The following is a 23,442-nucleotide window of genomic DNA, read 5'->3' on the forward strand; positions in this document are numbered from 1 at the left end:
CTATTCTTTTCGTTTGTAGAAAGCGCGTGATACGCCAAGTCCAACGATTCCGAGTGCGATAAATAAAACGGCTCGTAGTGGGATCGGAATAAACGGCAAATCGTAAAAGACGAGCTTCAACAGCGTCAACATCAGCATTCCAACGCCTGCGTATTTGGCGATAGAGAATCGTTTTGTCAGACCAACCACAATCGCTAATACCGCTAGGAACATCCAAACGAACGTTAAAATAAGACGCTGTTGCTGTGGTTCGAGGTGCTTAACGGCAGCGAGCGTAAATTCCGTTGAGAACGCTAGAAGAAGCGCAGTTGATACAAAGGATATAAATGCCAAAAAGCTTCCTTTATTCGTTTTTTCATAACGTGATGCAACATACGTGATGGCGACAAAGCTTACAATAACAATGAGCCACTGAAACGTTTCAAAGGAAAAAGGATCGTTAATGTTACGCATGAATACAATTACGAGAGAAGCAAGTGAATAGCTCGTAATTCCAATGAATTTTTGAAGCAGTGATTTTGTTTTCGCTCCGATGTAATACACGGCTAATCCATCAAGTAAAAACGCCACTTCGTAATAATCTTCTCCTACAACGTGGCCAATGAAAAAGAGCGAGAAAAACGTAAGCTGAAGCAGAAGAAGCACTCTTCTTTGCTCTTTTATCACGAAGCAAAGTCCCGCAAGAACAACGAAACCAATGATTAAAAAGATCGTAATGGAACGGTCCGACCATATGCTATAAATCCAAGCATAGGTCACCATAAGACTCGTAAGTAGCGTATATCCGTGATGATACGGATGCTTTTTATCTCGGATCAGCTGAATTAAAATAAGCGCATATTGAATGAGTACCGGAAACGGGATCATTTTTTTGACGCTGTCTGTGGGATCTGTGAACAGATAAAACGCACCGAGCGCGATATTAAAGAACACGGCCGTACTGTAGTAAATCGGCCAGAAACAGCCCAATCATAATCCAGACCAAGTTCAAGATGAAAGCCGTTGTCGGACCACACATGTTATAGAGAACGTGCATCGCAAACGTGGTGATCATGAACAGCGGAATCGCTCCCCCTAATAGCACGTGTCCAAGCTTTATGCGATCCTTTTTCATCTGAAAGTAACCCACTACAAGCAGAGCGGTTGATACGACAAATCCAAGCGCAACTTTTACACTTGGTCTCATAAAACCGTAATCAGAGGCTGCTTTGAATCCCCAGATCACGCCAATAATAAAAACGAAAATGAAAAGGCGCGGTAGCCATGTTTGAATGAATTGATCCAAATGAAAAGGCTGTGGAGTTTTTATTTCCTTAATCGCGACTTCTACGTCTTCGTGTTGGACGGCAGATGTATTAGGCTGAAGAACCTCATAAGACGTAGGCGTACTTGCTTTTGGTATTGGATTTTTAATTTTAGTTGATTCAAGCTTCGTAAGTCGTTGTTTTAAATCATGAACTTCATGTTGCAGAAGTTGAACCTGTTCTTCTAACGTTTTTCTTGATTCATTCATGAAGATCGTTCCATCCTTTCCTTTAAACTAACAATCTATCAGTTATTTCCACATTTACGATTATAGCATAAATGCACTTAAAGTGTAAAATTACTCTTTTTGTCCCATTTGACGAATGGGAACCAAATATTGTAAGGTTTTGATAATAAGGTGAAAAAAGTAGGAGGAGTAAGATTGAGTGATATTGCAGGAAAACTTCGTTTGTTGGAAATTAAGGAATTATTGGAGAGAGAAACAGACGAAGAACACGAGTTGTCCACAAAAGAAATCGTCGAAAAGCTTAAATATAAATTTGGAGCAGAATACAAAGTTGATCACAGAGCGATTAAGCGTGATTTAGAAGCACTTATTCAGTCTGAGTTTGATATTATCGAAAATAAAGGAAAGTACGGGGAGATTTTTTATAGCCATCAGCATCGTCTTTTTGAAATGTACGAGCTTCGTTTGTTGGTTGATGCGGTTCTATCTGCGCGGTTTATTACGAAAAAAGAGTCAGAGCAGCTCATTGAAAAATTAAAGCATTTGACGAGCAATGAGCAAGGAAAGTCGCTTCCAACTCCCGTGTATTTTGATAAAGCCGTTAAAAGTGAGTATCAGCAAATTAAGCTTGATATTGATCATATTCACCAAGCCATTTCGAAAGGAAAAGCGATTGGCTTCCGCTACGGACGCTACAACATTGATAAGCAGTTCACCCTTGGTCGGGACGGGACAGAGTATGGGGTGATGCCACACGCGTTAATATGGACGAATAATTTTTACTATTTAATCGGTGAATTTCAGCCTGAAGGTCAAATTCGTCATTACCGAGTCGACCGTATGAGGGAAGTAACCGTGCTTGATCGCTCTATAAAGAAGAAGGACATTAACATCTCTACATATGTGAATCAAAGCTTTCGTATGTTTGCAGGAGAAGAAGAGTGGTTAAAAATTCAGTTCAGCAATGAATTAATTAATCCAATGCTTGATCACTTTGGGTTGGATGTATTCATTCGCAAAGTTGATGACGATTCATTCGAGCTTCAAACGAAAGCGAATATGAGCACAGGATTGATTGGATGGATCTTATTGTGGGGCAAGCATGCGAAGGTCATTTCGCCTGAACATATCGTCCGTCAGGTACAAGAAACCATTCAGCATATGCATGAAAACTATAGCTCTGCCGTCACTAAAAAATGAGAAAATAGAGCTAATACTTTACTAAATTTTACAAAGCATTTATAGTAATATAAATAGAGAGTAGAACTATATACCTAATTGTGTGAAGTGATCTCTCTAAGCCTACGAACCATTTACATACGAAGAGGGGATGATGCATAGCATCATCCCCTTCGTTATTACAACACTCGATTTGATGGAACGCGTGGGTCTTGTTTTGGTTTTTCAATCATTGGCTCGGGTTGACTTGGTTCGACTGGCTCAACCGGCTTTTGTTGCTCGGCTAATTCACGGTTCAAGGCTTTGACCTGATTTTTTAACCGGATGACTTTGACTGCGCTAAGCATTCCAACTGCCAATCCGCCGAATAATGCTGCTCCAAGAATGATCAGGATCAATGGCCAATCCTGAGAGCCAAATACGTAGTTGAATTGAACAGGGTCATCGTTCACGACAGCGAGTACTGCCACAATTAATGCAAAAATAAGTCCAAGAATAAAATAATTTTGTGCCTTCATTTTGTTGGCCCTCCTTTTTCACACACCTACTACATATATATATCCCATTTAAGCAAGGATAAAACAACACCATTATAGTCCGTGGTGCAGAAGAAAGCCAGAACGCAATGTGCAAAGGAAATTATTACGTAAGATGGAAGTAAATAAAAAGGACTGCTCGAAAGCAATCCTTTAGAATACGTTGATGTTGTTGTCTGTTAGCCATTGTTTGCGCTCAGCAGCGTCGTCATACAGCCCGTCAACGTTGTTTGTAAGTGCAGAAGCAACTACATACTCAATCGTTGCCATAGGGGCCATTAGAACGCGCCAGTTCACGTGTAGCGTGTCGCCTTCTTTTTTCGTTAAGTCTGTGATGTCTGCCCATTCAACATTTGAAGGAGCTTGTACATGCTCAGAAACTGCTTTTAGCGCTTCTGCAAACTTCTCGCTCGCACGATTTGTGTACCAGTCTGTTAGCATTGCTTGAATGCCTTCATTTGTTTGTTGAGTATTCCAATTTGAAGGAACCGTTGCGATGAATTTAGAGCGGAAGGTCATAGAAGGCTCTTTTACATCATCTTGAACGATATTTAGGCGGTATTGACGTCCAAGGTAGAAGAATTTTTCATCGTTTTCAAATGTTGCTGTTTTCGCAACAGGTGCAGCCGCTTGTTTTTTCACTGGTGTGCTTTCTTTCTTTTCAGCCACCTTCACCGTTCCGGATAGCTGTGTTAGAATCCAAGAAGATTTGCGTGATAGAACAGAAAGTACGTTGTTTTGGTTTAAGCCTTTAGGTACAATGACCTTAATTTGATTTTTATCACTAACTTGCACAGAGATGTCTGTTCGATTAGGAACAACTTCTACTGTGTAATCGATCGTTTGATTACCAATTTGATACGTATACATAGTTGTCATAGACTCCTTTCTCCAAAATATCATTGTAGATTGTAACTAAAAATTGGTCAAATGAAAGAAAATTATGATAATTAAATTAAGACCTTTGGTATAAGGAAAAAGACTCTCTTTTGAATGAAAAACAGCTACTTTTTTTCATTTTTTATTAAAAATGAAGGAATTCTTTCACTTTTTCTTCATTCTTCGCCTGTCGAAATAAAATTGTGCTTCGTAAGAAAAAATTGAAATGATGCCTTTTGTTCCAGTAGATATGGTTGAAAAAAGGGAAAGAATAACTATTCGAAAATTCTGTATTTACTTCTCCGCTGTGATTTGATATAGTAAATAGCAACTTAATAAGTTATCAAGAGTGAATGAGAGAACTGGCTCTATGACTTCACAGCAACCTGCCAACAGCAAGGTGCTCCAACCAGCAAAGCAATTGCTTTGGATGATAAGACGGTGAAGCTCTTTTCGTTTCTAAAGCGAAGAGAGCTTTTTTAGTACCATCGTTTTTCTCTGAAACATTGCTCCTAACATCTAGTAAGAACAAATAACGTGACGAAGGAGACGAATAACATGAAAGCAACCAAACAAGAAGAAAAACAAGCAACAGTCGAACAGAAGCTACAAGAGGTAATTGAAAGAATTAATCATTCCACGCAACCTGCACAAGCTCATTATCAACGACTCGAAAAGTTTTATGAAATTGTTATTTATGAGCAAACACATACGTACTCTATTGCGATTAACCATCACGAATTAGAGGGGATGGTATTTAATCATTGGAAACAGCTACTTCTAATTTTGAAACGAAAGTTCCATCGCGTAGGCTGTTCTGTTACTCTAGGTCTTTAGAAATGGTAAAAATTTCATAAAATCGTCATATTTTGCTGACCTCCTACGATGTAAAAAAATGTATAATGGTGTCAAATGGGGTGAGGAGGAGTTTGTATGATGATGAGAGAGAGTTATGAAATTTCGAGGAAAACGATGGCGTTGTTGCCAAATAAGGATCCTGTTTATCAAACGAAGGTAATTGAGGCAGAAGGAGAATATTTATGTGCGATTCCACCGATCAAGCTCATTCGCGCTGCCTGTTTGCGTGGCGGTGCTTCTTATGAGGGAAGGAGGGAAGCAATTATTGAACGTTATGACTACAAGCATCGCACACCAATACCGGTTTTTCCAGCCTTTAATGTGTTTGCCTTTCCAACGACGTCGCCAGACAATTATGAGTGCATGTGGCTATTTGAGAACCACATTTACAACGTTACATCTTCATCTGATAAAGCCTGTATTAACTTCCACAACGGAGCTAGCCTCGTGTTAGATTATCCCTATAAATTTATGCGCTTGCAATGGCAACGAACTGCTACGTGCGCGCGAATGGATGTTGCATTTAAAGACGCAAGGAAATTTGTCGAAATATTTTGAATAAAATAATCTCTATTTCGTTTGAAAATGTGGTATCTTAAGTTAAGTTTTTTTGGCGGGTGCTTAGGCGCTTTGATTATGAGCCTCTTTACATAGAGGAGAAAAAGAGCGATAGAAGAAGGGAGTAGGTGTAGTGGAGGAACTTCTCATTGAACACGGCAGTGATCAAAATTGCGAGCAGTTTATTGACTCAATTTTAGATTATTTGACGGAGAAGTAAGGTTCATATTCAGTAGCTTTAAAGCTAGAGTAAAAGAAGCGTTTTTGTATTCAAAGAGTGGGATGAGAGGAAGAAGGCACTGTTCGAATAACGGACAGTGCCTTTTTTTGTTTTCATCCCAAAAATCTTGTAAAGAGAAGGATGGTATGGGATGGAAGGGAGTTGTATAATGGAAGAAAAGTGCAATGAGCGAGTATCAGAAAGATGGAAGAGGATGAAAATTCGGTCACCAAAAGAGAAAGGTTTTTCACATATCTAACACAGAAGGGGGAGTGGAGTATGACACAGCGTACGTTTTTTCAAACAGCTGATGAGCTGAAGCAATTACTTTGTCATCTTGTGTCTATTCCAAGCGTAACAGGGACAAAAGCAGAGCAGGAGATGGGGAGAACGATATACGAGGATCTTGGTCAGCTACCCTATTTTCAAACACATAAGGAGCAGCTGCGTCTTCATCCAACAGGAGATGGTCGTTATGTAGTAGCGGCCCTTGCTAAGCGTTCTAATAAGAAGAAGACGGTTGTTCTCATTAGTCATTATGACGTTGTGGACGTTCAGGATTACGGAATTTGGAAGGATCGTGCTTTTTCACCTGATAAATTAACGGACTATTTTTACAATTCAAAAGAAGTTCTTCCGGAACATGTAAAAAGAGACGTAGAAACAGGAAACTGGTTGTTTGGTCGGGGAACGATGGATATGAAATGTGGATTAACTCTTCATATGAGCATGATTGAGCAGGCGGTCAACGGTGAGTTCGACGGAAACGTTTTGTTGCTTTCGGTACCGGATGAAGAGGTGAATTCGGCGGGGATGCGTAGCGCGGTAATGCTACTGCTACAGTGGCAAAAAACGTATGATCTGGAATTCGAGCTCATGTTAAATGGAGAGCCGATGTTTGCTCGTTATCCAGGCGATGAAACGAACTACGTGTATACAGGCTCTATTGGAAAAATAATGCCAGCCTTTTATTGCTATGGAAAAGAAACGCACGTTGGGGAACCGTTTGCTGGGCTGAATGCTAATCTGCTCGTAGCAAAACTTACGAGTGAGCTTGAGTTGAACGTTGATTTTTGTGAGGTCGTGGAAGGTCAGGTGAGTCCGGCGCCGACATCCCTAATGCAACGGGATTTAAAAGAGGAATATTCAGTGCAAATTCCTCATCGTTCGGTAGGATTGTACAATCTAACCATTTTTAATCGGTCGATTGTGACATTGAATCAGATGCTCCTTGAGACGGCTGAGCGGGTGGCAAGTTCGGTTGAGGAACATTATCATAAAAAAGCCTGGAAGTACGGAGCACTTTCTAATTCAGCTCCTCGCGATGTGAAAGTGCGAGTGATGACCTATGAACAGCTTTATGAATATGCCATTTTGCACCATGGTCAAGAGCACGTTGAGAGCCTTCACGCACATCTTCTGCAAAGCTTAGAAACAATTGATGAGAGAGAGCGATCCATTAAACTGGTTGATGAGCTTGCGATTTTGTGTAAAGAGCTTGCTCCGATGATCGTATTATTCTACACACCGCCTTACTATCCAGCGATTTGTTCAGCGGATCATCCGCTCATTCAATCTCTGGTAAAAAATGTAGTCACAATAGCAAAAGAAACGTATGGCACCATTTTAGAAGAACAGTTATATTTCGGGGGGATTTCGGACCTGAGCTATGCGGGGCTTCAAGATGCTCTTCAAGAGGTAGATCCACTTATTTCCAATTTACCACTGTGGCAAAAGGGCTATGCTATTCCGTTTTCAGAAATGGCCGAGCTACGGGCACCCGTTCTTAATGTCGGACCAATTGGTCGTGACGCACACCAATGGACCGAACGTTTGGAGCTTGACTATGCGTTTGGACCATTAAAAGAGCTGATCGAACAAGTGATTCATGACACCTTTTCGTTTTCGAGTCACAAAGCTGTATCGAATGAATAATGAAACGGAGCAGGCGTATAACCGAGGCCACTGAAAAAATTTGGATTTTTTAAATGATCAGTAGAACGTAAGACAGAAAAGCTGGGTCGATTTCGTTTTCCGGAATCGACCCAGCTTTTCTTCATTCTTCTTCCCTTGTTTTCCTTCATTAACTTTAACACTCTTTTTAGGTTGACGGTGCAAATGGCCCTCGCCCTTTGCATTTCCATGCTAACGAGACACGAGTATGTTGGCTACATCATACTCGTGTCTATGCTGGAGTTCGCTATTCTTTGCTTCCATTTTAGATTGTTCCTTGGATTTCTCCTGAAAGTATGCCCTTTTTTAAAAAGGTGCTTGTTCCGTATGTTCCGGTGACTTCAATGAAACAGAATAATTGGAAGCACCCATTCGAATAAATGGATTTTCTTTATTATAAAGGAAAAAAGGGGCAAGTTCCTTTCAAAATGGAAACTGGGCCCTTCTATCTGATGCAGTCGCTCTAGGTTGTTTGGAACGGAAGGTGCGAGACTCCTGCGGGATTAGCGTGACAGGTGAGACCCCGCAGCGCAGCGAGGAGGCTCACCGCACGCCCCGCGGAAAGCGAAGCGACCTGAAGTGGAAATCAACCGACTCCGTTATGAACGCAATCCTTTAAGAACTTTTTAGTGGCTTCATATAACCTGCTCCTTTTTGTTACGGATGAAGAGAAAAGCGGGCCCCTTGTAGTGAAAAAGAATAGCGATGCGGAGCATTAGAAAACGATGCAAGGAACGGACCGGCACCGAATGTCTCGTAAAATTCAGCGGCTATCCCACCTTCAGTAGGCTCACAAAGAATAAGCTTCACGCCGTCTAAATGAAGGGTCTGACAGCGTCCTTGAAGAGAAGGTGAAAAGTCGGGGGGATCTGCCTGAATTTGAAACAGCTCACTCCATTTCGTACTTAGTTGATTCATGTCAGGCGTGACGAGGTACAGGGCGTCGAATTGTAGATTCTGTTTGTCATGATTCAAGAAAGGCTGTAAGCTTTGAAGTCGTTCATCATCCTCTTGCCCCCATTGAATAAAGAACGGCATCTCAAGATCTGTCGTCGCCTCTTGTACAAACAGCATCGACCATTCTAATAATTGCCCATTTTCTGTTCGACGTGATCCTGCAACAGGTCCTATCGTTTTGTAGCCATCGTTCTGTAATCGCTCTTTCAGTTCGCTCATATTATCTGTTCGAAGGGCAAAGGTACCGAAGTGGCTTCCTTTGGAATAGTCACGAACAAACTTTTTAATGAGCTCATTATCTGATACGGTTTGTGCGAGAGAAGAGTCATTCATACCGAGCCACTCAATATAAGGCAATCCGAAATAGGCGAGAGTATTGTATGTTCCCCACTTTTCATGCTGTCCGCCCTGGACAGCGTGTATTCGATGTTCTTTCAATTGTGTTATAACTTCATTTGGATCGTGAGAAAAATGAACAAGATGATCAAAAGCTAGATTCATTTGTCGTGCTCCTTTTCAAACGTTTTTTTGTGAGCTTGAAAATCTAATGAGGACATGATGCACAAACGATTCGTGGTGTAATATCTCTACCATTTAGTCTAAAATATTCACCGGGAAATTTCTACATATACGCGTGGCATTTGTCGAATGAAAATGATTCCTTTTTACTGTTTTTGGCATTTTTAGATTAGTTCCCTCGACGCATACTTAATTTTTTGAAAAAAATTACATACAAAAAACAGGGGGAGAAATATGAAAAAGCTAGTTGGATTTTTAATTGTCATGGCACTGATGCTTGTGGGGGTATCAGTAATGGCGAAGGAGACAGCACCAAAGGTAGAAATAAATGGAGTTGACGTTTATTCTCCGTATAATCACGTATCAAAAGGGAAATTATGAGGGATTCTTTAAGGTAGCAAAGCAGCCTGTTACAGTGAATGAAAAGAAAGCGACGTTTGTTTATAAAGGAAAACATATCTTGCTCAAAAATACAAAGATGGGTTAGTTGCTCATGTGAATGCATTAGCGAGCATTTTAAAGAAAGATTATGAAACGGTTCTTACTACAAATAAAGATCAATCTGTCTACCTGTTAGTTCTTCCAAAAGGCACGATGCAGATGACGCCTTCTGTACCAAAAATGGGTGCACACTGGTTTAATCCAAAAGCGGATTTGTATCAAGCTGAAGACGGAGTAACGGTTTTTAAAACGATTTATGGCGTCGAAAAAGGCAAGCTTGTTTTTATTGAGCAAATGATTGCCCAAAAGCATTTGGCAGAAGGAAAGAGTTTTACAGACTTTGATGGAATGCAAGGTCTTCCTTCTCCAGCAATTGATCATAGCAATATTGAATTTATTGCGCACGGTCATGAAGGATTTGAAGTGCCACATTATGATATTCACCATTATTTTATTTCCAAAGCAGAACAAGACCAAATTAAAGGTGACGGAGCACCTCCTGCACACACTCATTGATCGTTATCGAAAGGAAGCCTGTTCTTATGCTTCTTTTTTTGTGTTATTTCGATTCATTCAGGGGACACTACGAATACTTCAGATGAGAGAAAGGAAGCGAAATGATGGAAAAGAAAGAGTATCAGGTAGGAGATCAAGTTTTTGTTATTTATCGCAATCCCCATACAGCAAACGTCGCTAATATTAAGTCAGCTGAAATTGTGCAGCATCCAGATAATCCAAATCAGCAGGTGCTTTTTTTACACAACACCCTTCATGTGATTGAAGATGACGATGCCATTTTTCATTCATATGAAGAAGCAGAGCAAACGTATAACGCTTATTTTAGCGGCGATCATTACGAAGGATAACGACATCTATTCGTCCCCACCATTTGAGCGTGGGGATTTTTTATAGGGAGAAATATGCAGGATAGGAACCATCCTTTTTGCTGAACTTAAGAATATAATCATCTCTATTATGGATGAAATGATGATCATGCAAAGTCGTGTTAATGAAAAGGAAGTGTGAAGATGGTAAAACCGTTTGTACCACAGTTAGTTTATATCGAACCACGTGCGCTAGAGTATCCGCTTGGCGTTCAGCTTAAGGAAAAGTTTGAAGGAATGGGAATTGAAATCCGTGAAACAACGTCACATAATCAGGTGCGAAATATACCAGGGGAGAATCATCTCCAAAAATATCGAAATGCGAAATCAACGCTTGTTGTCGGAGTAAGAAAGACGCTAAAATTTGATACGTCAAAACCATCCGCAGAATATGCGATTCCACTCGCAACGGGCTGCATGGGGCACTGTCATTATTGCTATTTACAAACGACGATGGGAAGTAAGCCGTACATCCGAACATACGTCAATACAGATGAGATTTTCGAACAGGCAGAGAAATATATGCAAGAGCGTGCACCAGAGATTACGCGCTTTGAAGCGGCGTGTACGTCTGACATCGTAGGAATTGATCATTTAACACATTCACTGAAGCACGCCATCGAATATTTCGGTCAGTCTGATCTCGGTCAGCTTCGTTTTGTGACAAAGTTTTCGCATGTTGATCATTTATTGGATGCAAAGCACAACGGTAAAACGCGCTTTCGTTTTAGTATTAACGCTGATTATGTGATTAAAAACTTTGAGCCTGGAACCTCTCCTCTAGCAGAACGTATTGAAGCGGCGGCAAAGGTCGCAAAAGCAGGATATCCGCTTGGATTCATCGTGGCGCCTATTTACATTCATGAAGGATGGCAAGATGGGTATCGCCATTTATTTGAACTGTTAGATGAGCATTTGCCACAGGAGGCGCGCAAAGACGTAACGTTTGAAATGATTCAGCATCGATTTACGAAGCCGGCGAAGCGCGTCATCGAAAAAAACTATCCAAAAACAAAGCTTGCGATGAACGAAGAAGAGCGCCGGTATAAATGGGGACGTTATGGAATTGGAAAATACGTGTATCAAAAAGATGAGGAGCACGAGCTTCGCGAAACGTTGGAATATTACATTAATCAATTCTTTCCAGAAGCAAGGATAGAATATTTCACATAAAAAAAGCATCCCAAGAGGATGCTTTTTTTAGTGAGCCAAGAAGGCAAGCTGATAGAAGAACAAGACTGCAAATACGTACACAAGTGGATGAACTTCTTTTGCTTTTCCCTTGACGATTTTTAAGATTGGGTAAGAGATAAATCCAACCGCAATTCCAGTTGCAATGCTTGATGTTAGTGGCATTGTAATGATCACAAGGAAAGCAGGGAAGGCTTCATCAAAGTCTGACCAGTTCATTTTTGCGACGTTCCCCATCATTAAGCTTCCGACAATAATCAGTGCTGGAGATGTAATAGCTGCAATGCCTGATACAGCACCAACCACTGGACTAAAGAATGCAGCAACGATGAATAAAACCGCAACTGTTAACGAAGTAAGACCTGTACGTCCACCTACTGCTACACCAGATGTTGATTCAATATAAGCAGTTGTTGGGCTTGTACCGAAAAGAGCACCAACTGATGTACCAAACGCATCTGCAAGAAGCGCTTGACGCACACGAGGCATTTTGCCGTCTTTTACAAGACCTGCCTGCTGTGCCACACCAACCATTGTTCCTGTTGTATCAAAGATCGTGACAAGTAGGAAAGAGAACACGACCGTATATAATCCGTAATGGACCACATCGCCAATCGCATGAATAGGATTACCGATAACTAATCCTTCAGGAAGATGAGGTGCTGCGACAAAGCCTTTTGTGAACTTAAGCATTCCTGTGAAGTAGGCAATAATTCCGGTAATGATCATTCCGAAGAACAATCCACCGTTTACATTTAGCGCGATTAGCACGATTGTAATTAATAAGCCGATGAGTGTTAGGACAACACCTTCAGAGCGCAAGTCTCCAAGAGCAATTAAGTTTGTTTTGTTTGACACGATAATGTTGCTCATGCGAAGTCCGACAAAAGCAATGAATAGCCCGATCCCAGCGGAGATTCCGTATTTCAAGTTTGTTGGAATCGCCTCAATCAATTTCTGACGGAACGGTGTAAGAGATAAAATAATGAAAATTAGTCCTGCAACGAATACCGCAGCAAAAGCAATGCGATAATCAATGTCGCCGTGTGAACCTAATACAATAGAAGTAAAGTAAGCATTCAGCCCCATACCAGGTGCAATTGCGATTGGATAATTAGCGGCAAGCGCCATCCAAAGAGTCGCAATGACAGCTGAAATAATGGTTGCGGTAAACACTTGGTCAAACGGGACCCCAGCAGCCGATAAAATGGCTGGATTGACGATCACGATATATACCATAGTTAAGAAGGTTGTTAACCCTGCTAGTAATTCAGTTTTTACGTTTGTCTTGTAATCCTGTAGTTTAAACATATTTAACCTCCGAAATCACGAACATTTAAACAAGCAATTTATATAATATTCGTTTTTAGTCGATAATGCAATACCTTTACACAAATTTAATAAGGAGATTTCGTTTCGTGCAGAAAAAGAAAGATTCTTTTTCCAATAAATGTGTATATAATGAAGGCAATAGGAGGGGGAGAACTGTGCAGGATAAATTGATTAGAAGTCAATACTTGCTGAGCATTTCACTTATTATAACCAGTATCATTTATTTCTTTGCATCCAACTGGGGTGGTTTTAGTAAATGGGGTAAAATTGGTCTTTCAGTCGGTCTGATTGTTTTGTTTTACGTCGTAGCAGTGCTTGCTGCGAACTGGCTGTCGAGATACCGATTTTTAGGAAATTGGCTGTTTTTCGCGGCCTCGCTAGCTTTTGGGGTAGGAATTGCGCTGCTAGGGCAAATTTACAATTCTCATGCAGACAGCTATTGGCTATTTCTTCTTTGGTTTATCCCAACGGCCGCATTTGCAATTGTAACCAAGTACCGTCCATTCTCTGTGCTTGCGTATTTGCTTTTTCATCTTGCTTACTTAGCTTATTTTTTTCCAACGGGTGCGTTTTGGATTCGTAGTCCATTTGAAGAAGTAGGAATTGTTGGTGGACTTGCGTTACTTAACGGAATTCTATTTATGTATTTGTTTGTGAGAAAAAGCGCTGCGAAAGAATTATTGTATCTTTCATATAGTATGTTTCACGTATTTGCGGTTAGCGTTAGCTTTTTCGATCGATTTGGAGGAGTCGGTCTACTCATTACGTGTCTACAAATCATCCTATTAATAGTTGCTTTAAAATATTTCTCTGTTAAACAGAAGCGTGGTCTACAAATTGTTACGATTGTGATTACGACCATTGTGGCATTTATTAAATATACGGAGCTTAGTTTTGAAGTAGGCGGAGGATTTTTCTTCTTTGGCGGCTCGCTCATTGGTGTGGTTATTGTAGTAGTAGGTAGTGTGAAGGTGATACAGCTACTAAAAAAACAATCAGAGAGCGGGGCAACCTCTCGTGCGCTATCAATCATTAAGCACGTGCTCATTATTTGTTTAACGCTCTTTTGTGCATTCACGGCGCTATCATCGATTACGGGGCTTCTGTTTCTGATCGTCCCTCAGGCACCAGAGTACCCGGGATTTGTCATTGCGATTATCTTCATCTACTTCTCGGGCTATCGCTTTTTTAGATCGTATCCAACCGTTCAATATACGCTGCTTGTAACAGGCCTTTTACTAGCGTGCTCCATTAGCCTGATGATGTCGTTTTGGTGGAGTATTGTACTGCTACTAGTTATCTTTTATATGATGAAGACGCTCCCTTATCGAGGGGTGCGGGTGATTCTCTACACGGCGCTTCATCCGATTTTGTTTGTCCTGTATTGGCGTATATTGGAGGAATTCAACGTCGGGCTTTGGGATCACCCTTATCTGTGGGAACTTGCCTTCATTGGCTTTTTAGTGATGAATATTATCGTCTGGTCGGCAAGCAAGCTGTCTTATCTGCGTGTCCTTTCTTTTTGTCTAGCGTTGATCACGGCATATGTGCTGTCTTTTCAGGGGGAACATCTCATTTACTATGTGTATAACCTCGTATTTTTGGTCGTATCCTTTCTCCTCGTTTATGATAGCTATAAAAAGAAACAAATCATTCAATTATATGTGGGATATTTCATGTGGTTCGTGTACTTGTTTACGAAATACTATGAGTACGGATGGAAACTTTTACACAAATCCATTTCATTTCTTCTCATTGGCCTTCTCATTGGAGGAATTGCATATTGGTTAGAACGTAGAAACGGTGATCGTACGCCGGTGGGCACGTTTATCTTTACAGGGCGAAAACCACTTCTAATCATCATTATTGCGGTTCAGTTTCTAATGATTGGTGGTATTACCTTCATAAAGGAACAAACGCTTGCGAACGGTACGGAGATCAAGCTTAAGCTCGAACCTGTTGATCCTCGTTCAATGTTGCAGGGAGATTATGTTCAGCTTCGCTATACGATTTCTGACTTGCCGATAAGCAAAAAAGTGAGAAGCGGAAAGCGAATTGCCGTCATTCTTCGCTCACAAGAAAATGATTTATACGGATATGGTGGCTATTATCAGTATGAAGGAAAGTGGAACAAGTCATATGTAAAAAAAGCAGGCGATGTAAAAATAGTCGGAAAGACGACTTATAACGGCGTTGAGTATGGGATTGAGAACTTCTTTGTAGAAGAAGGAACGGGATTAGATCTTCAGCAACACATTCGATACGGGCATGTAAAAGTAGCTGAAAACGGCGATGCACTTCTTCTGGATGTTACGAAGAAATAAGGAAAGGGCCAATTTTGAGGCCACTGAAAAACTTCGGATTTTTTAGATGATCAGTAGAAGGTAAGACAAAAAAGCTGGATCCATTCCGTTCTTTGGAATGGATTCAGCTTTTTCTTCCTTCTTTTTGCCATGTTTTCCTTCATTTTAAAGCAAAAAACAGCCAAGTTCCTTGCAAGATGGGAACTTGGCCATTATATCTGATGCAGTCGCTCTAGGTTGTTTGAAACGGAAGGTGCGAGACTCCTGCACGCCCCGAGGAAAGCGAAGCGACCTGGAGCGGAAATCAACCGAATCCCTTATGAATGCAACCCTTTACTGACTTTTTCAGTGTCCTCCCCAATTTTGAGTCCCTTTTTAAAGCTACCTTCTTTGTAGAAACATCACTTTCTTTGTTGAATGCTCACTAGTTTTGTCAGGTGAAAAGGATTTCTTTTTTTCTTCACGAAATGTGTAGGTAATAGTTGCGGATGGAGGGGAAAAGAATGAAAACGAGTGAGGTAGCAAAATTATTGGGGGTCAATCCAAGAACGATTACAAAATGGATTCATCAATTTGAATTGAATTGCGAAAAAAATGAGCTAGGTCATTTTGACTTTTCAGAGGAAGATGTCGAGAGTCTACGTGAAGTTCAAAAAACGATGCAGCAGGGAAGCCGTCGCCAAGGTGTTGTCACAAAGGTAGTGGACGAGGAAATGACCGGACTGTTGCAGCAGCAACTCGATGAATTGCTGACAAGAGTGATTGAAAATGAACGACGCACAGAAGAAAAAGCGGGCGAGATCGTGACGTTTCAAATTCTAGAGCATCGCAAGGAACTCGATGCGCTTCATAAGCATATTCAAAAGCTTGAAGGGACGATTGAGGAGCTAGAGACAAAGCTTAAGGATCAGCATAGCGTTCGAGAAACTAGGAAAGCAGCGCCGAAGTGGCGTACCTTTTTAACGGGATTGTTTAGTTTTTAATTCGTTCCCCCTCCGAAAAGGAGCAGCTTACGTGCTGCTTCTTTTTTCATGCTGGTTATTCAATCGGATGGAAAAAATATCTTGACGTTTTTGCCAACATCTGTTAAAAATTATTTAGTTAACGTTGTGAAATAAATATATTAAAAAGTTTAGAGTTTAGAAGAAAAGGAAGTGAATCATTGAGCAAACGACATGATCTCATCGTAGACGTAGAACGCTTGCTACGCATCGTGTTTCGTCAACTTCGTCAAGAGGTAAACGGCGTGTTGGAATCTGAACTGTCCGTAAATGAATTTATGACGTTACGAATGCTTGTAGAAGGTGGTCCTCAAAAAGTAACGGATGTTTCAAAGTATTTGAAAGTCGCACCGAGTCACGTAACGGCGATTACAGAGCTAATGCTTTCAAAAGGTTGGGTGGAAAGACAGCGCTCAGATACGGATCGTAGAATTGTTGAAATCGTTGTATTACCTGAAGGAGAAGGGGTTTTTCGCGATTTTGAAGAGCGAAAAAGAGCTTACTTCTTTGAACGTTTTCAAGATTTTACAAATGAAGAACTGACCATTATTTTAACGCTTTTTCGAAAGTTAGATCGCACAACTATTTCACAAGAAGAATAATTCATATAGTGAAAGATTTTAAACGATAAAAAGGAGATGCATCATGGAACATTTAGCTTACAAACGTAAGGTAACGATTATGATTGCGATTATGGCGGCTATGCTGTTTGCTGCGGTCAATCAAACGATCGTTGGAACAGCGCTACCTCGAATTATTGCAGAGCTTGGGGGCATCCAGTATTTTAGCTGGGTATTTACAATCTTCATGTTGGCTTCAAGTATTACCGCTATATTAGTCGGAAAGCTGTCTGATATTTATGGACGAAAGCCGTTTATTTTAGTTGGGATCGGAATTTTCTCAGTCGGCTCACTTTTAGCAGGCTTTTCGAACGATATTTTTCAATTAATTGCATGTCGCGGAGTACAGGGGCTTGGTGGTGGACTGATTATGTCGACGGCATTCGCTGCGGTTGGTGATTTGTTCGCACCGCGTGAACGAGGACGCTGGCAGGGACTGATGAGTTCTGTATTCGGATTAGCAAGCGTATTTGGTCCAACGCTTGGCGGTTGGATCGTTGATAATGCGAACTGGCACTGGGTGTTTTGGGTGTTTCTACCGTTTGGAATTGTTGCTTTTGTTCTTATCCTTGTCTTATTTCCAAACGTGGAGAAAAAAGCAGGAGAGAAAGTGGATTATGCAGGCTCACTCTTTTTAACTACGACGATTACGCCTCTTTTACTCGCTTTCTCGTGGGCAGGATCTAAGTACGACTGGGCTTCCGTGCAAATCATCGGTTTGTTTGTGGCAACCATTGCGTCATTAATTGTCTTTATTGTGGTGGAAAATAAGGTGAAAAGCCCTGTCTTACCCCTTCACTTATTCCGCAATCCAATTTTTTCGTTATCAAACATCATTGGATTTATCCTTGGGGCTGGAATGTTTGGTGCGGCGATGTATATTCCATTTTTTATTCAAGGTGTCATTGGCCGCTCAGCTACCGCTTCAGGATTTATTATGATGCCCATGACGTTTGGAATGGTTATTGCAAGTACGCTTGGCGGTCAATTCATTAGTAAGACCGGTAAATATAAAATATTGGCACTAGCAGGTCTTCTGGTCATGTCAGCTGGCATGTTCTCACTGGCGTTTATGGATCTAAATACGACCATCACACACGTCATTGTGAGTAATATTTTTATTGGTGTCGGGCTTGGTATGAGTTTCCCTGTCTTTACGCTGACAATTCAAAATGCGGTCGAACAACGTTTTCTTGGAGTTGCGACAGCTTCTGCACAGTTGTTCCGTCAAATTGGTGGAACGGTTGGCGTTGCGCTTATGGGAACGATCATGAACCTTCGTATGGAGCATGAAACAAAAGAAGTAACCTCAGAGATGGGCGCATCAATGATGAACAACCCGATGCTTGCAAAAATTGTCCAGAAGCTTGATCCACAAATTTTAATGAATCATGATGGTCTAGAAAAATTGAAAGACAGCATTCCTTCGCAGCTTGCTCCTGCGTTTGCGAAAATTATGGATTCAATGCGTGACGTACTGAGCTACGGTTTAACAGGCGTCTATTTCATTGCTGCTTTTGTGGTGTTAGCGGGTTTCCTTTTAACATTCTTCTTAAAAGAAATTCCACTTCGCTCAAGTCAGCCTGCAGATGAAAAGCAAAAAAAGGAAAAACAGCAGGCGATGTAACGAGCCGAAAAGTTGGATAGTATGCGAAGAATGCGTATAATAAGGAACACAAACAATAAAAGGATGGTGAACGAAAATGGGACAGCGACAAGAACTAGCGACATTTGCAGGAGGGTGCTTCTGGTGCATGGTGAAGCCGTTTGACGAACAGCCTGGAATTATTAGCGTGGTGTCTGGTTATACAGGCGGTCATAAAGAAAATCCAAGCTATGAAGACGTATGCTCCGAGACAACTGGGCACTATGAAGCCGTTCAAATTACGTTTGATCCAGATGTGTTCCCGTATGAAAAATTACTAACATTATACTGGCAGCAAATCGATCCAACGGATAAAGGTGGACAGTTTGCGGATCGTGGAGAATCTTACCGTACGGCGATTTTCTATCATAACGATCAGCAAAAAGAGGCGGCTGAAAAGTCGAAGCAAGAACTAGCAGAGAATGGTCCTTTTTCTGACCCAATCGTAACGGACATTCTTCCAGCACAGCCTTTTTATGAGGCGGAAGAGTATCATCAAGGGTACTACAAGAAAAATCCAATTCGCTACACTATGTACAGAAAAGGATCTGGGCGTGAGCGCTTCTTAAAAGAGACGTGGAAAGATCAAGGAAAAGAAGCCGATTTGAAAAAGAAATTAACGCCTATGCAATATGAAGTGACACAAAATAACGGCACTGAACCACCGTTCCGCAACGAATTTTGGAATCATACAGAAGAAGGCATTTACGTGGACATCGTATCAGGCGAGCCGTTGTTTAGCTCTCTAGACAAATACGATGCAGGCTGTGGCTGGCCATCCTTTACGAAACCGCTAAAAACGGAGCAAGTAAAAGAGAACATGGATGTCAGTCATAATATGGTTCGTACAGAGGTGCGAAGCAAGGACGGAGACTCACATCTTGGCCACTTATTCGATGATGGTCCTCAGCCGACCGGAATGCGCTACTGTATTAATTCTGCTGCGCTTCGATTTGTTCCAGAGAGTGAGTTAGAGGAGCAAGGGTACGGTGAATTTAAGGATTTATTTCAATAAGAAAAAAGCTCAAAGGGATGCGTTCCTTTGAGCTTTTTTGGTTTTGATTCGTTTTCGGATAAACGCGATGATAAATAAAAATGGAATGTAGCCATAAACAAGATAAAACCCAAATTGAGAGACGGTATTATTCAGGAGGTTGATCATTTGACGATCTTTAAAGTAGATTGCCCCTACAAATAAAAGAACCACTACTAAGCGTAAATACCAAGATGATTTACCACCAAATTGCTTTTTAAACATTCGAATGAATCCCCATGCTGACAAACAAATGCCAGGCATCACCACGAGAAGCCAAAGGGCAATAATCACATATTCAAAACGCTGAATGAATGGGATTTCAATGATTTTTGCCATGGTAAGAGTGGCCCAGATGGCATGATTCAGCTGTCCTTGACTAAAATACATTAGTGATACGAGCGTAATAACAAGGTAAATCAGTATCGTAAACAGGTTACCTGCTTGAGCCCATTTGTGAGACTTTTGAGCATTTTTGATAAAAGGGTAATACAGTAATAAAAACTCAAATCCCAAATATTCATAATTCATGGTTCGATGAGACAAAAAGTATTCGTATAGATTATGTTCTAGGAACGGCAGAACATTTTCTACATGGGCATACTGCATCGGAAAAATAAACGACAACATAAGCGGAAGAGGAAAAATGATACTAAAATAAATCATCCCTGCAACGACTCGAAATCCGCCCATGATGATGTAGTAAATAAGGGGTATTAACACGATAGAAATCATCCATGTTTGCATAAGTGGGAACATCCATACTTGAATAACCTCAATGTATGTTCGATAGACCGTGACGAGTAGCATGCAAAAGTACAGGGCCCATACGAGGTTTGCCATTCCTCCCAACCATTTTCCAAAGTACAGACGATGAATATCAGAGAGATCGCGACGTTCTAAATTCAAGATATAGTAACACATTGCAATTAAAAGAGATACACCGACTCCAGCAGTGATTACAGTGATCCAAGAATCTTGTCCAGCTCCCTGAATCAGGATACGCTGATAACCGAGTATTCCAACGCCAACTTGAGGGCCATGGATGAGGAGGAAGGCGAAATATGGCGAGACTTGATGATTTGGTTTAACCGCTGATTCCATAAATAACGCCTCCGTATTTATTCATTAATTCCAGTTTGAACAAGCGTTACATCTACACGTACCGATATAGGAATATCTTTATAGATAGAACGAATTCGTTCGTGATTATAATGACGAGTACGACTTCGGATAAAGTCTTTAAATCCAAGTGGATCGACATCCAGTTTTTGAATATGATTAATGATAGAGTGGGATTCACTTTCAATTTTGTTTTTTAACTGTTTTGAGATCAATTTCACATTCTCAGGGTTGTTCACATTAATCCAATAAGGATATTCCTGAAGCTTTCCATCAATTTTAAGAACAATTTGGATTTCAGGTTGTTCCCTTGTACCCTTTAAATAATATTTTCTTTTTGTATACAAGTTTTGAAGCGCAATTTGTCCTTTATGGTTTCCTTTTTTTACATTCATCATGTATCGTCCATTTTTTGAACCATCATCCAGTAGTTTAAAGATAAAGGCATGTTTCATTGGAATAACATCAACAAACTGATACTTTTTAAAAAGCGCAATGCCATTCAGCTTAATGGCATTCTTTTCACTCTTTAAATAAGGTAAAAAAGCATCACGATCTTCTGCAAAAAAATTAAACAAGAAAATTTGAAAATTTGTACGTGGAAAGCTTTCTAAACGAATGTTTTGTTCAATCAATTTGTTAATATACTGTGTGTCACTTATTTTTTTCCTCGTTACAGAGCTAAGCAACTCATGGGCACTACCTTCTGAAATAGCCAGTTGAAGTGTTCGTCCTAAATTAGGGTTACGAGAGATGGTGTTAATCGTGTTTCGCAACCCATGTTTAGCAAAAGATTCGCCCAAAAGCAAACTACGCAACTGTCCATCGGCAATAGGAAGAGGTGATTTATTGTCTAGCTTTGCAGGTACATCAAACGTCGTTTTTGTTTTTGCAGCAATTAAGCTAGGTTCTTCTGTTGCCCCATATTTAAACAAAGGATACAAGATCGTTCCCTTAATTTCCCCATCTTCATAATCATAACCAAAGGAGTTAACAATTTGGATTTCATCCACAATTTCCTGATTTGAACATCCTGTTAATGTTAGTAGAAGGAGTACTAAAATAGTGCCTAATTTTTTCATACGATCACTCATTTTCCTTATTCATTGTCTAGCTCGTTTTGTTTTTTAGGAGACTTCTTTTTAGAAGAATTTCCATCATATCGCTTTTTGGATAGAGTGCGCAAAAAGCTTGGGCGGTCGTCGAGTTTATTTAAAGCAGGGCGAATAAATGTATCTCCATAATCAGTTGGTCTAAAGGGATAAAACGGGACCAAATAAGGATTACCTAACGACTTTAGACGTAGCAGATGAGCAAGCATGAACATCATCCCCATGGTAATTCCAACAATTCCAAAGAATGCAGCGAAAAAAATGAATGGAAAACGTAAGAGACGAATTGTATTGGACATTTTAAAAATAGGTGTAGTAAAGGATGCAAGGGCTGTCAGGGATACAATAATTAATAGGACGTTACTTGTAAGAGAGGCTTCAACTGTTGCCTGTCCAATTACAATGCCTCCGACAATACCAAGTGTTTGCCCGACTTTAGATGGAAGCCTTGCACCTGCTTCCCTAAGAAGCTCGATGGTGATTTCTAGGAATAGAACTTCAACAACGGGTGGAAAAGGAACATTTGTCCTTGAAAAAATAATAGGACCAAGTAAATCTTTTGGAATCATTTCGTAATGATAGGTCACGACCGCTACATAAAGAGGAGTGGCAAAAATAGAGAAAAACACCCCGAAAATACGAATGATTCTCACAAACGATCCAACAATCCATGGAATGTAATAGTCTTCAGGTGAAATGAAAAAATCAAACAACGTGGCAGGCCCGATTATAGCATAAGGCGATCCACTACTAAAAACGACCACTTGTCCTCTTGTTAGAGAATACAAAACACGATCAAGACGTTCAGAAGTAAGCAAAGTTGGAAACGGTGTGCGAGAATAATCGTTGATAGCATGATCTAAAATAGAGCTATCAAAGATAATATCAAACTCAAAGTCATTTAATCGTTGCGTAACCGTTTCAATATAAGTAGGATTCGTTACATCTTCTAAGTATGCCACCACTACACGCGTTTGGGAGAGTGATCCGACTGTTAGCTCTTTCAGCACGAGTTTGTCAGAAACAACTTCTTTTCGCATTAAATATAAATTGATATCTAAATCTTCTACAAACCCCACCTTTGGTCCAATTACACTGAATTCATTATCGGTATCGTTCTCTTTCCGATATCCTGCGTCTGAATTTTGAACTTTAATTAAAGCGCCTTTTGGATCCTTTTTACGAATCTGAAAAAAGAGATAACCTTGTAAAATTTTTTCCTGAATTTCAGAGGGATCTGTTGAAATGCTAATGTCCTCAATTGGAATAAGATCTTTTAAATCTTCTAAATCCGTAATAGGTGCAATCGTTTCTTGAACTTTTAAGATAAACTGACGCTGCAAGCTTTCAATGTTAACTAGTGACTTAAAATAAGATACTAGGTAGTGATTGTCTTTTTGTCCGATTGACATATACAAAAAATCACTTGATTGACGAAAGTGTTCAATGATTTCCAATGTGTTTTTATCTGTTTTTGGCTTTTGTTCTGACGATCCTTTTGTTCGTTTGGAGCTGAAAAAATTTTTGAACATCTTGATCCCTCACCGCTTGTTTTATATTTAGTGGTAGTTTGTTCTTTTGCTTCCTTTTTATTCATAGCGGTTTGG

The 23,442-nt window shown here is 40.4% G+C and carries 24 protein-coding genes and 1 riboswitch; of the genes, 15 read left to right on the plus strand and 9 right to left on the minus strand.

The features are described 5' to 3' along the window. Both AMD01_RS01425 and AMD01_RS01430 read right to left on the minus strand, forming a co-directional pair. Entirely contained in the window at nt 1–969 is a 969-nt protein-coding gene (locus AMD01_RS01425) for a DUF2339 domain-containing protein (RefSeq protein ID WP_157052571.1), read from the minus strand. Continuing rightward, nucleotides 923–1,513: a DUF2339 domain-containing protein gene (locus AMD01_RS01430; RefSeq protein WP_053399601.1), complete on the minus strand. Its 591-nt coding sequence runs from the start codon at nt 1,511–1,513 to the stop codon at nt 923–925. Before AMD01_RS01430 ends, AMD01_RS01425 begins: the two co-directional genes overlap by 47 nt. 174 nt (nt 1,514–1,687) lie before the next feature. On the opposite strand from AMD01_RS01430, the gene AMD01_RS01435 reads away from it, so the two are divergent. Further along, nucleotides 1,688–2,692, plus strand: coding sequence for a helix-turn-helix transcriptional regulator (locus tag AMD01_RS01435; RefSeq protein ID WP_053399602.1), 1,005 nt, complete (start codon nt 1,688–1,690; stop codon nt 2,690–2,692). Nucleotides 2,693–2,850: 158 nt separating this feature from the next. On the opposite strand, the gene AMD01_RS01440 is transcribed toward AMD01_RS01435, so the two are convergent. Continuing rightward, nucleotides 2,851–3,189 (minus strand): LapA family protein, encoded by a 339-nt coding sequence (locus AMD01_RS01440; protein ID WP_053399603.1) that lies wholly within the window; start codon nt 3,187–3,189, stop codon nt 2,851–2,853. A gap of 171 nt (nt 3,190–3,360) precedes the next feature. Next, nucleotides 3,361–4,086, minus strand: coding sequence for a M48 family metallopeptidase (locus tag AMD01_RS01445; RefSeq protein WP_245638858.1), 726 nt, complete (start codon nt 4,084–4,086; stop codon nt 3,361–3,363). Nucleotides 4,087–4,423: 337 nt separating this feature from the next. Beyond that, nucleotides 4,424–4,526, plus strand: a riboswitch (SAM riboswitch). 118 nt (nt 4,527–4,644) lie between these two features. On the opposite strand from AMD01_RS01445, the gene AMD01_RS01450 reads away from it, so the two are divergent. The 4 genes from AMD01_RS01450 to AMD01_RS23805 all read left to right on the plus strand — a co-directional run bounded on the left by AMD01_RS01450 (nt 4,645) and on the right by AMD01_RS23805 (nt 8,294). After that, nucleotides 4,645–4,923: a hypothetical protein gene (locus AMD01_RS01450; protein ID WP_053399605.1), complete on the plus strand. Its 279-nt coding sequence runs from the start codon at nt 4,645–4,647 to the stop codon at nt 4,921–4,923. 96 nt (nt 4,924–5,019) lie between these two features. After that, nucleotides 5,020–5,502, plus strand: a complete 483-nt coding sequence (locus AMD01_RS01455; protein ID WP_053399606.1) for a competence protein ComK — start codon at nt 5,020–5,022, stop codon at nt 5,500–5,502. 499 nt (nt 5,503–6,001) lie between these two features. Further along, a complete protein-coding gene (locus AMD01_RS01460; RefSeq protein WP_053399607.1) occupies nt 6,002–7,657 on the plus strand; it encodes a M20/M25/M40 family metallo-hydrolase in 1,656 nt (551 codons plus the stop codon). Nucleotides 7,658–8,147: 490 nt separating this feature from the next. Continuing rightward, on the plus strand, nt 8,148–8,294 hold the full coding sequence (locus AMD01_RS23805; RefSeq protein ID WP_157052572.1) for a hypothetical protein: 147 nt from the start codon (nt 8,148–8,150) through the stop codon (nt 8,292–8,294). Between the two features lie 38 nt (nt 8,295–8,332). Here AMD01_RS23805 and AMD01_RS01465 read toward each other — a convergent pair whose 3' ends face one another. Beyond that, complete coding sequence (locus tag AMD01_RS01465) at nt 8,333–9,133, minus strand: VOC family protein (RefSeq protein WP_053399608.1); 801 nt, start codon at nt 9,131–9,133, stop codon at nt 8,333–8,335. A gap of 252 nt (nt 9,134–9,385) precedes the next feature. Here AMD01_RS01465 and AMD01_RS23810 point away from each other — a divergent pair, with 252 nt between their 5' ends. The 4 genes from AMD01_RS23810 to splB all read left to right on the plus strand — a co-directional run bounded on the left by AMD01_RS23810 (nt 9,386) and on the right by splB (nt 11,649). Next, the gene (locus tag AMD01_RS23810) at nt 9,386–9,532 is read left to right on the plus strand and encodes a hypothetical protein (protein ID WP_157052573.1); all 147 of its coding nucleotides are present in this window, start codon (nt 9,386–9,388) and stop codon (nt 9,530–9,532) included. 114 nt (nt 9,533–9,646) lie between these two features. Continuing rightward, nucleotides 9,647–10,108, plus strand: coding sequence for a DUF5602 domain-containing protein (locus AMD01_RS01470; RefSeq protein WP_053399609.1), 462 nt, complete (start codon nt 9,647–9,649; stop codon nt 10,106–10,108). Nucleotides 10,109–10,212: 104 nt separating this feature from the next. Further along, complete coding sequence (locus tag AMD01_RS01475; RefSeq protein WP_053399610.1) at nt 10,213–10,458, plus strand: transcriptional regulator SplA domain-containing protein; 246 nt, start codon at nt 10,213–10,215, stop codon at nt 10,456–10,458. Between the two features lie 162 nt (nt 10,459–10,620). Beyond that, nucleotides 10,621–11,649, plus strand: coding sequence for a spore photoproduct lyase (gene splB / locus AMD01_RS01480; RefSeq protein WP_053399611.1), 1,029 nt, complete (start codon nt 10,621–10,623; stop codon nt 11,647–11,649). A gap of 27 nt (nt 11,650–11,676) precedes the next feature. Here the strand turns inward: splB and AMD01_RS01485 are convergent, their stop codons facing one another. Then, the gene (locus AMD01_RS01485) at nt 11,677–12,978 is read right to left on the minus strand and encodes an NCS2 family permease (RefSeq protein ID WP_053399612.1); all 1,302 of its coding nucleotides are present in this window, start codon (nt 12,976–12,978) and stop codon (nt 11,677–11,679) included. 176 nt (nt 12,979–13,154) lie between these two features. On the opposite strand from AMD01_RS01485, the gene AMD01_RS01490 reads away from it, so the two are divergent. From AMD01_RS01490 to msrA, 6 genes are all read left to right on the plus strand, one after another. Further along, entirely contained in the window at nt 13,155–15,323 is a 2,169-nt protein-coding gene (locus AMD01_RS01490; RefSeq protein ID WP_053399613.1) for a GDYXXLXY domain-containing protein, read from the plus strand. 184 nt (nt 15,324–15,507) lie between these two features. Next, on the plus strand, nt 15,508–15,642 hold the full coding sequence (locus AMD01_RS24855) for a hypothetical protein (RefSeq protein WP_281176819.1): 135 nt from the start codon (nt 15,508–15,510) through the stop codon (nt 15,640–15,642). 163 nt (nt 15,643–15,805) lie between these two features. Further along, on the plus strand, nt 15,806–16,285 hold the full coding sequence (locus AMD01_RS01495) for a MerR family transcriptional regulator (RefSeq protein ID WP_053399614.1): 480 nt from the start codon (nt 15,806–15,808) through the stop codon (nt 16,283–16,285). Nucleotides 16,286–16,464: 179 nt separating this feature from the next. Continuing rightward, nucleotides 16,465–16,905, plus strand: a complete 441-nt coding sequence (locus AMD01_RS01500; RefSeq protein WP_053399615.1) for a MarR family winged helix-turn-helix transcriptional regulator — start codon at nt 16,465–16,467, stop codon at nt 16,903–16,905. A 43-nt stretch (nt 16,906–16,948) separates the two neighbouring features. Then, nucleotides 16,949–18,550 carry an MDR family MFS transporter gene (locus tag AMD01_RS01505; protein WP_053399616.1) on the plus strand — a complete coding sequence of 534 codons (1,602 nt, stop codon included), beginning with the start codon at nt 16,949–16,951 and terminating at the stop codon, nt 18,548–18,550. A gap of 76 nt (nt 18,551–18,626) precedes the next feature. Then, nucleotides 18,627–19,583, plus strand: coding sequence for a peptide-methionine (S)-S-oxide reductase MsrA (gene msrA, locus AMD01_RS01510; RefSeq protein WP_053399617.1), 957 nt, complete (start codon nt 18,627–18,629; stop codon nt 19,581–19,583). Nucleotides 19,584–19,592: 9 nt separating this feature from the next. Here the strand turns inward: msrA and AMD01_RS01515 are convergent, their stop codons facing one another. The 3 genes from AMD01_RS01515 to AMD01_RS01525 are packed head-to-tail and all read right to left on the minus strand — an operon-like array spanning nt 19,593 to nt 23,367. Continuing rightward, the gene (locus AMD01_RS01515) at nt 19,593–20,705 is read right to left on the minus strand and encodes a GerAB/ArcD/ProY family transporter (RefSeq protein ID WP_053399618.1); all 1,113 of its coding nucleotides are present in this window, start codon (nt 20,703–20,705) and stop codon (nt 19,593–19,595) included. Between the two features lie 17 nt (nt 20,706–20,722). After that, entirely contained in the window at nt 20,723–21,817 is a 1,095-nt protein-coding gene (locus AMD01_RS01520; RefSeq protein ID WP_245638859.1) for a Ger(x)C family spore germination protein, read from the minus strand. 5 nt (nt 21,818–21,822) lie between these two features. Beyond that, complete coding sequence (locus AMD01_RS01525) at nt 21,823–23,367, minus strand: spore germination protein (RefSeq protein WP_053399620.1); 1,545 nt, start codon at nt 23,365–23,367, stop codon at nt 21,823–21,825. Nucleotides 23,368–23,442: the final 75 nt, after the last annotated feature.

Origin of the sequence: Priestia koreensis (genome assembly GCF_001274935.1) — a bacterium.
In the GTDB taxonomy this organism is placed as follows: Bacteria; Bacillota; Bacilli; order Bacillales; family Bacillaceae_H; genus Bacillus_AG; species Bacillus_AG koreensis.

Bases quoted from the DNA above. Each gene is read 5' to 3' on its own strand.
- AMD01_RS01430 (WP_053399601.1), bottom strand. From the start codon at position 1,513: ATGAATGAATCAAGAAAAACGTTAGAAGAACAGGTTCAACTTCTGCAA.
- AMD01_RS01440 (WP_053399603.1), bottom strand. From the start codon at position 3,189: ATGAAGGCACAAAATTATTTTATTCTTGGACTTATTTTTGCATTAATT.
- AMD01_RS01445 (WP_245638858.1), bottom strand. From the start codon at position 4,086: ATGACAACTATGTATACGTATCAAATTGGTAATCAAACGATCGATTAC.
- AMD01_RS01450 (WP_053399605.1), top strand. From the start codon at position 4,645: ATGAAAGCAACCAAACAAGAAGAAAAACAAGCAACAGTCGAACAGAAG.
- AMD01_RS01455 (WP_053399606.1), top strand. From the start codon at position 5,020: ATGATGATGAGAGAGAGTTATGAAATTTCGAGGAAAACGATGGCGTTG.
- AMD01_RS01460 (WP_053399607.1), top strand. From the start codon at position 6,002: ATGACACAGCGTACGTTTTTTCAAACAGCTGATGAGCTGAAGCAATTA.
- AMD01_RS01465 (WP_053399608.1), bottom strand. From the start codon at position 9,133: ATGAATCTAGCTTTTGATCATCTTGTTCATTTTTCTCACGATCCAAAT.
- AMD01_RS23810 (WP_157052573.1), top strand. From the start codon at position 9,386: ATGAAAAAGCTAGTTGGATTTTTAATTGTCATGGCACTGATGCTTGTG.
- AMD01_RS01475 (WP_053399610.1), top strand. From the start codon at position 10,213: ATGGAAAAGAAAGAGTATCAGGTAGGAGATCAAGTTTTTGTTATTTAT.
- splB (WP_053399611.1), top strand. From the start codon at position 10,621: ATGGTAAAACCGTTTGTACCACAGTTAGTTTATATCGAACCACGTGCG.
- AMD01_RS01485 (WP_053399612.1), bottom strand. From the start codon at position 12,978: ATGTTTAAACTACAGGATTACAAGACAAACGTAAAAACTGAATTACTA.
- AMD01_RS01495 (WP_053399614.1), top strand. From the start codon at position 15,806: ATGAAAACGAGTGAGGTAGCAAAATTATTGGGGGTCAATCCAAGAACG.
- AMD01_RS01505 (WP_053399616.1), top strand. From the start codon at position 16,949: ATGGAACATTTAGCTTACAAACGTAAGGTAACGATTATGATTGCGATT.
- msrA (WP_053399617.1), top strand. From the start codon at position 18,627: ATGGGACAGCGACAAGAACTAGCGACATTTGCAGGAGGGTGCTTCTGG.
- AMD01_RS01515 (WP_053399618.1), bottom strand. From the start codon at position 20,705: ATGGAATCAGCGGTTAAACCAAATCATCAAGTCTCGCCATATTTCGCC.
- AMD01_RS01520 (WP_245638859.1), bottom strand. From the start codon at position 21,817: ATGAGTGATCGTATGAAAAAATTAGGCACTATTTTAGTACTCCTTCTA.
- AMD01_RS01525 (WP_053399620.1), bottom strand. From the start codon at position 23,367: ATGTTCAAAAATTTTTTCAGCTCCAAACGAACAAAAGGATCGTCAGAA.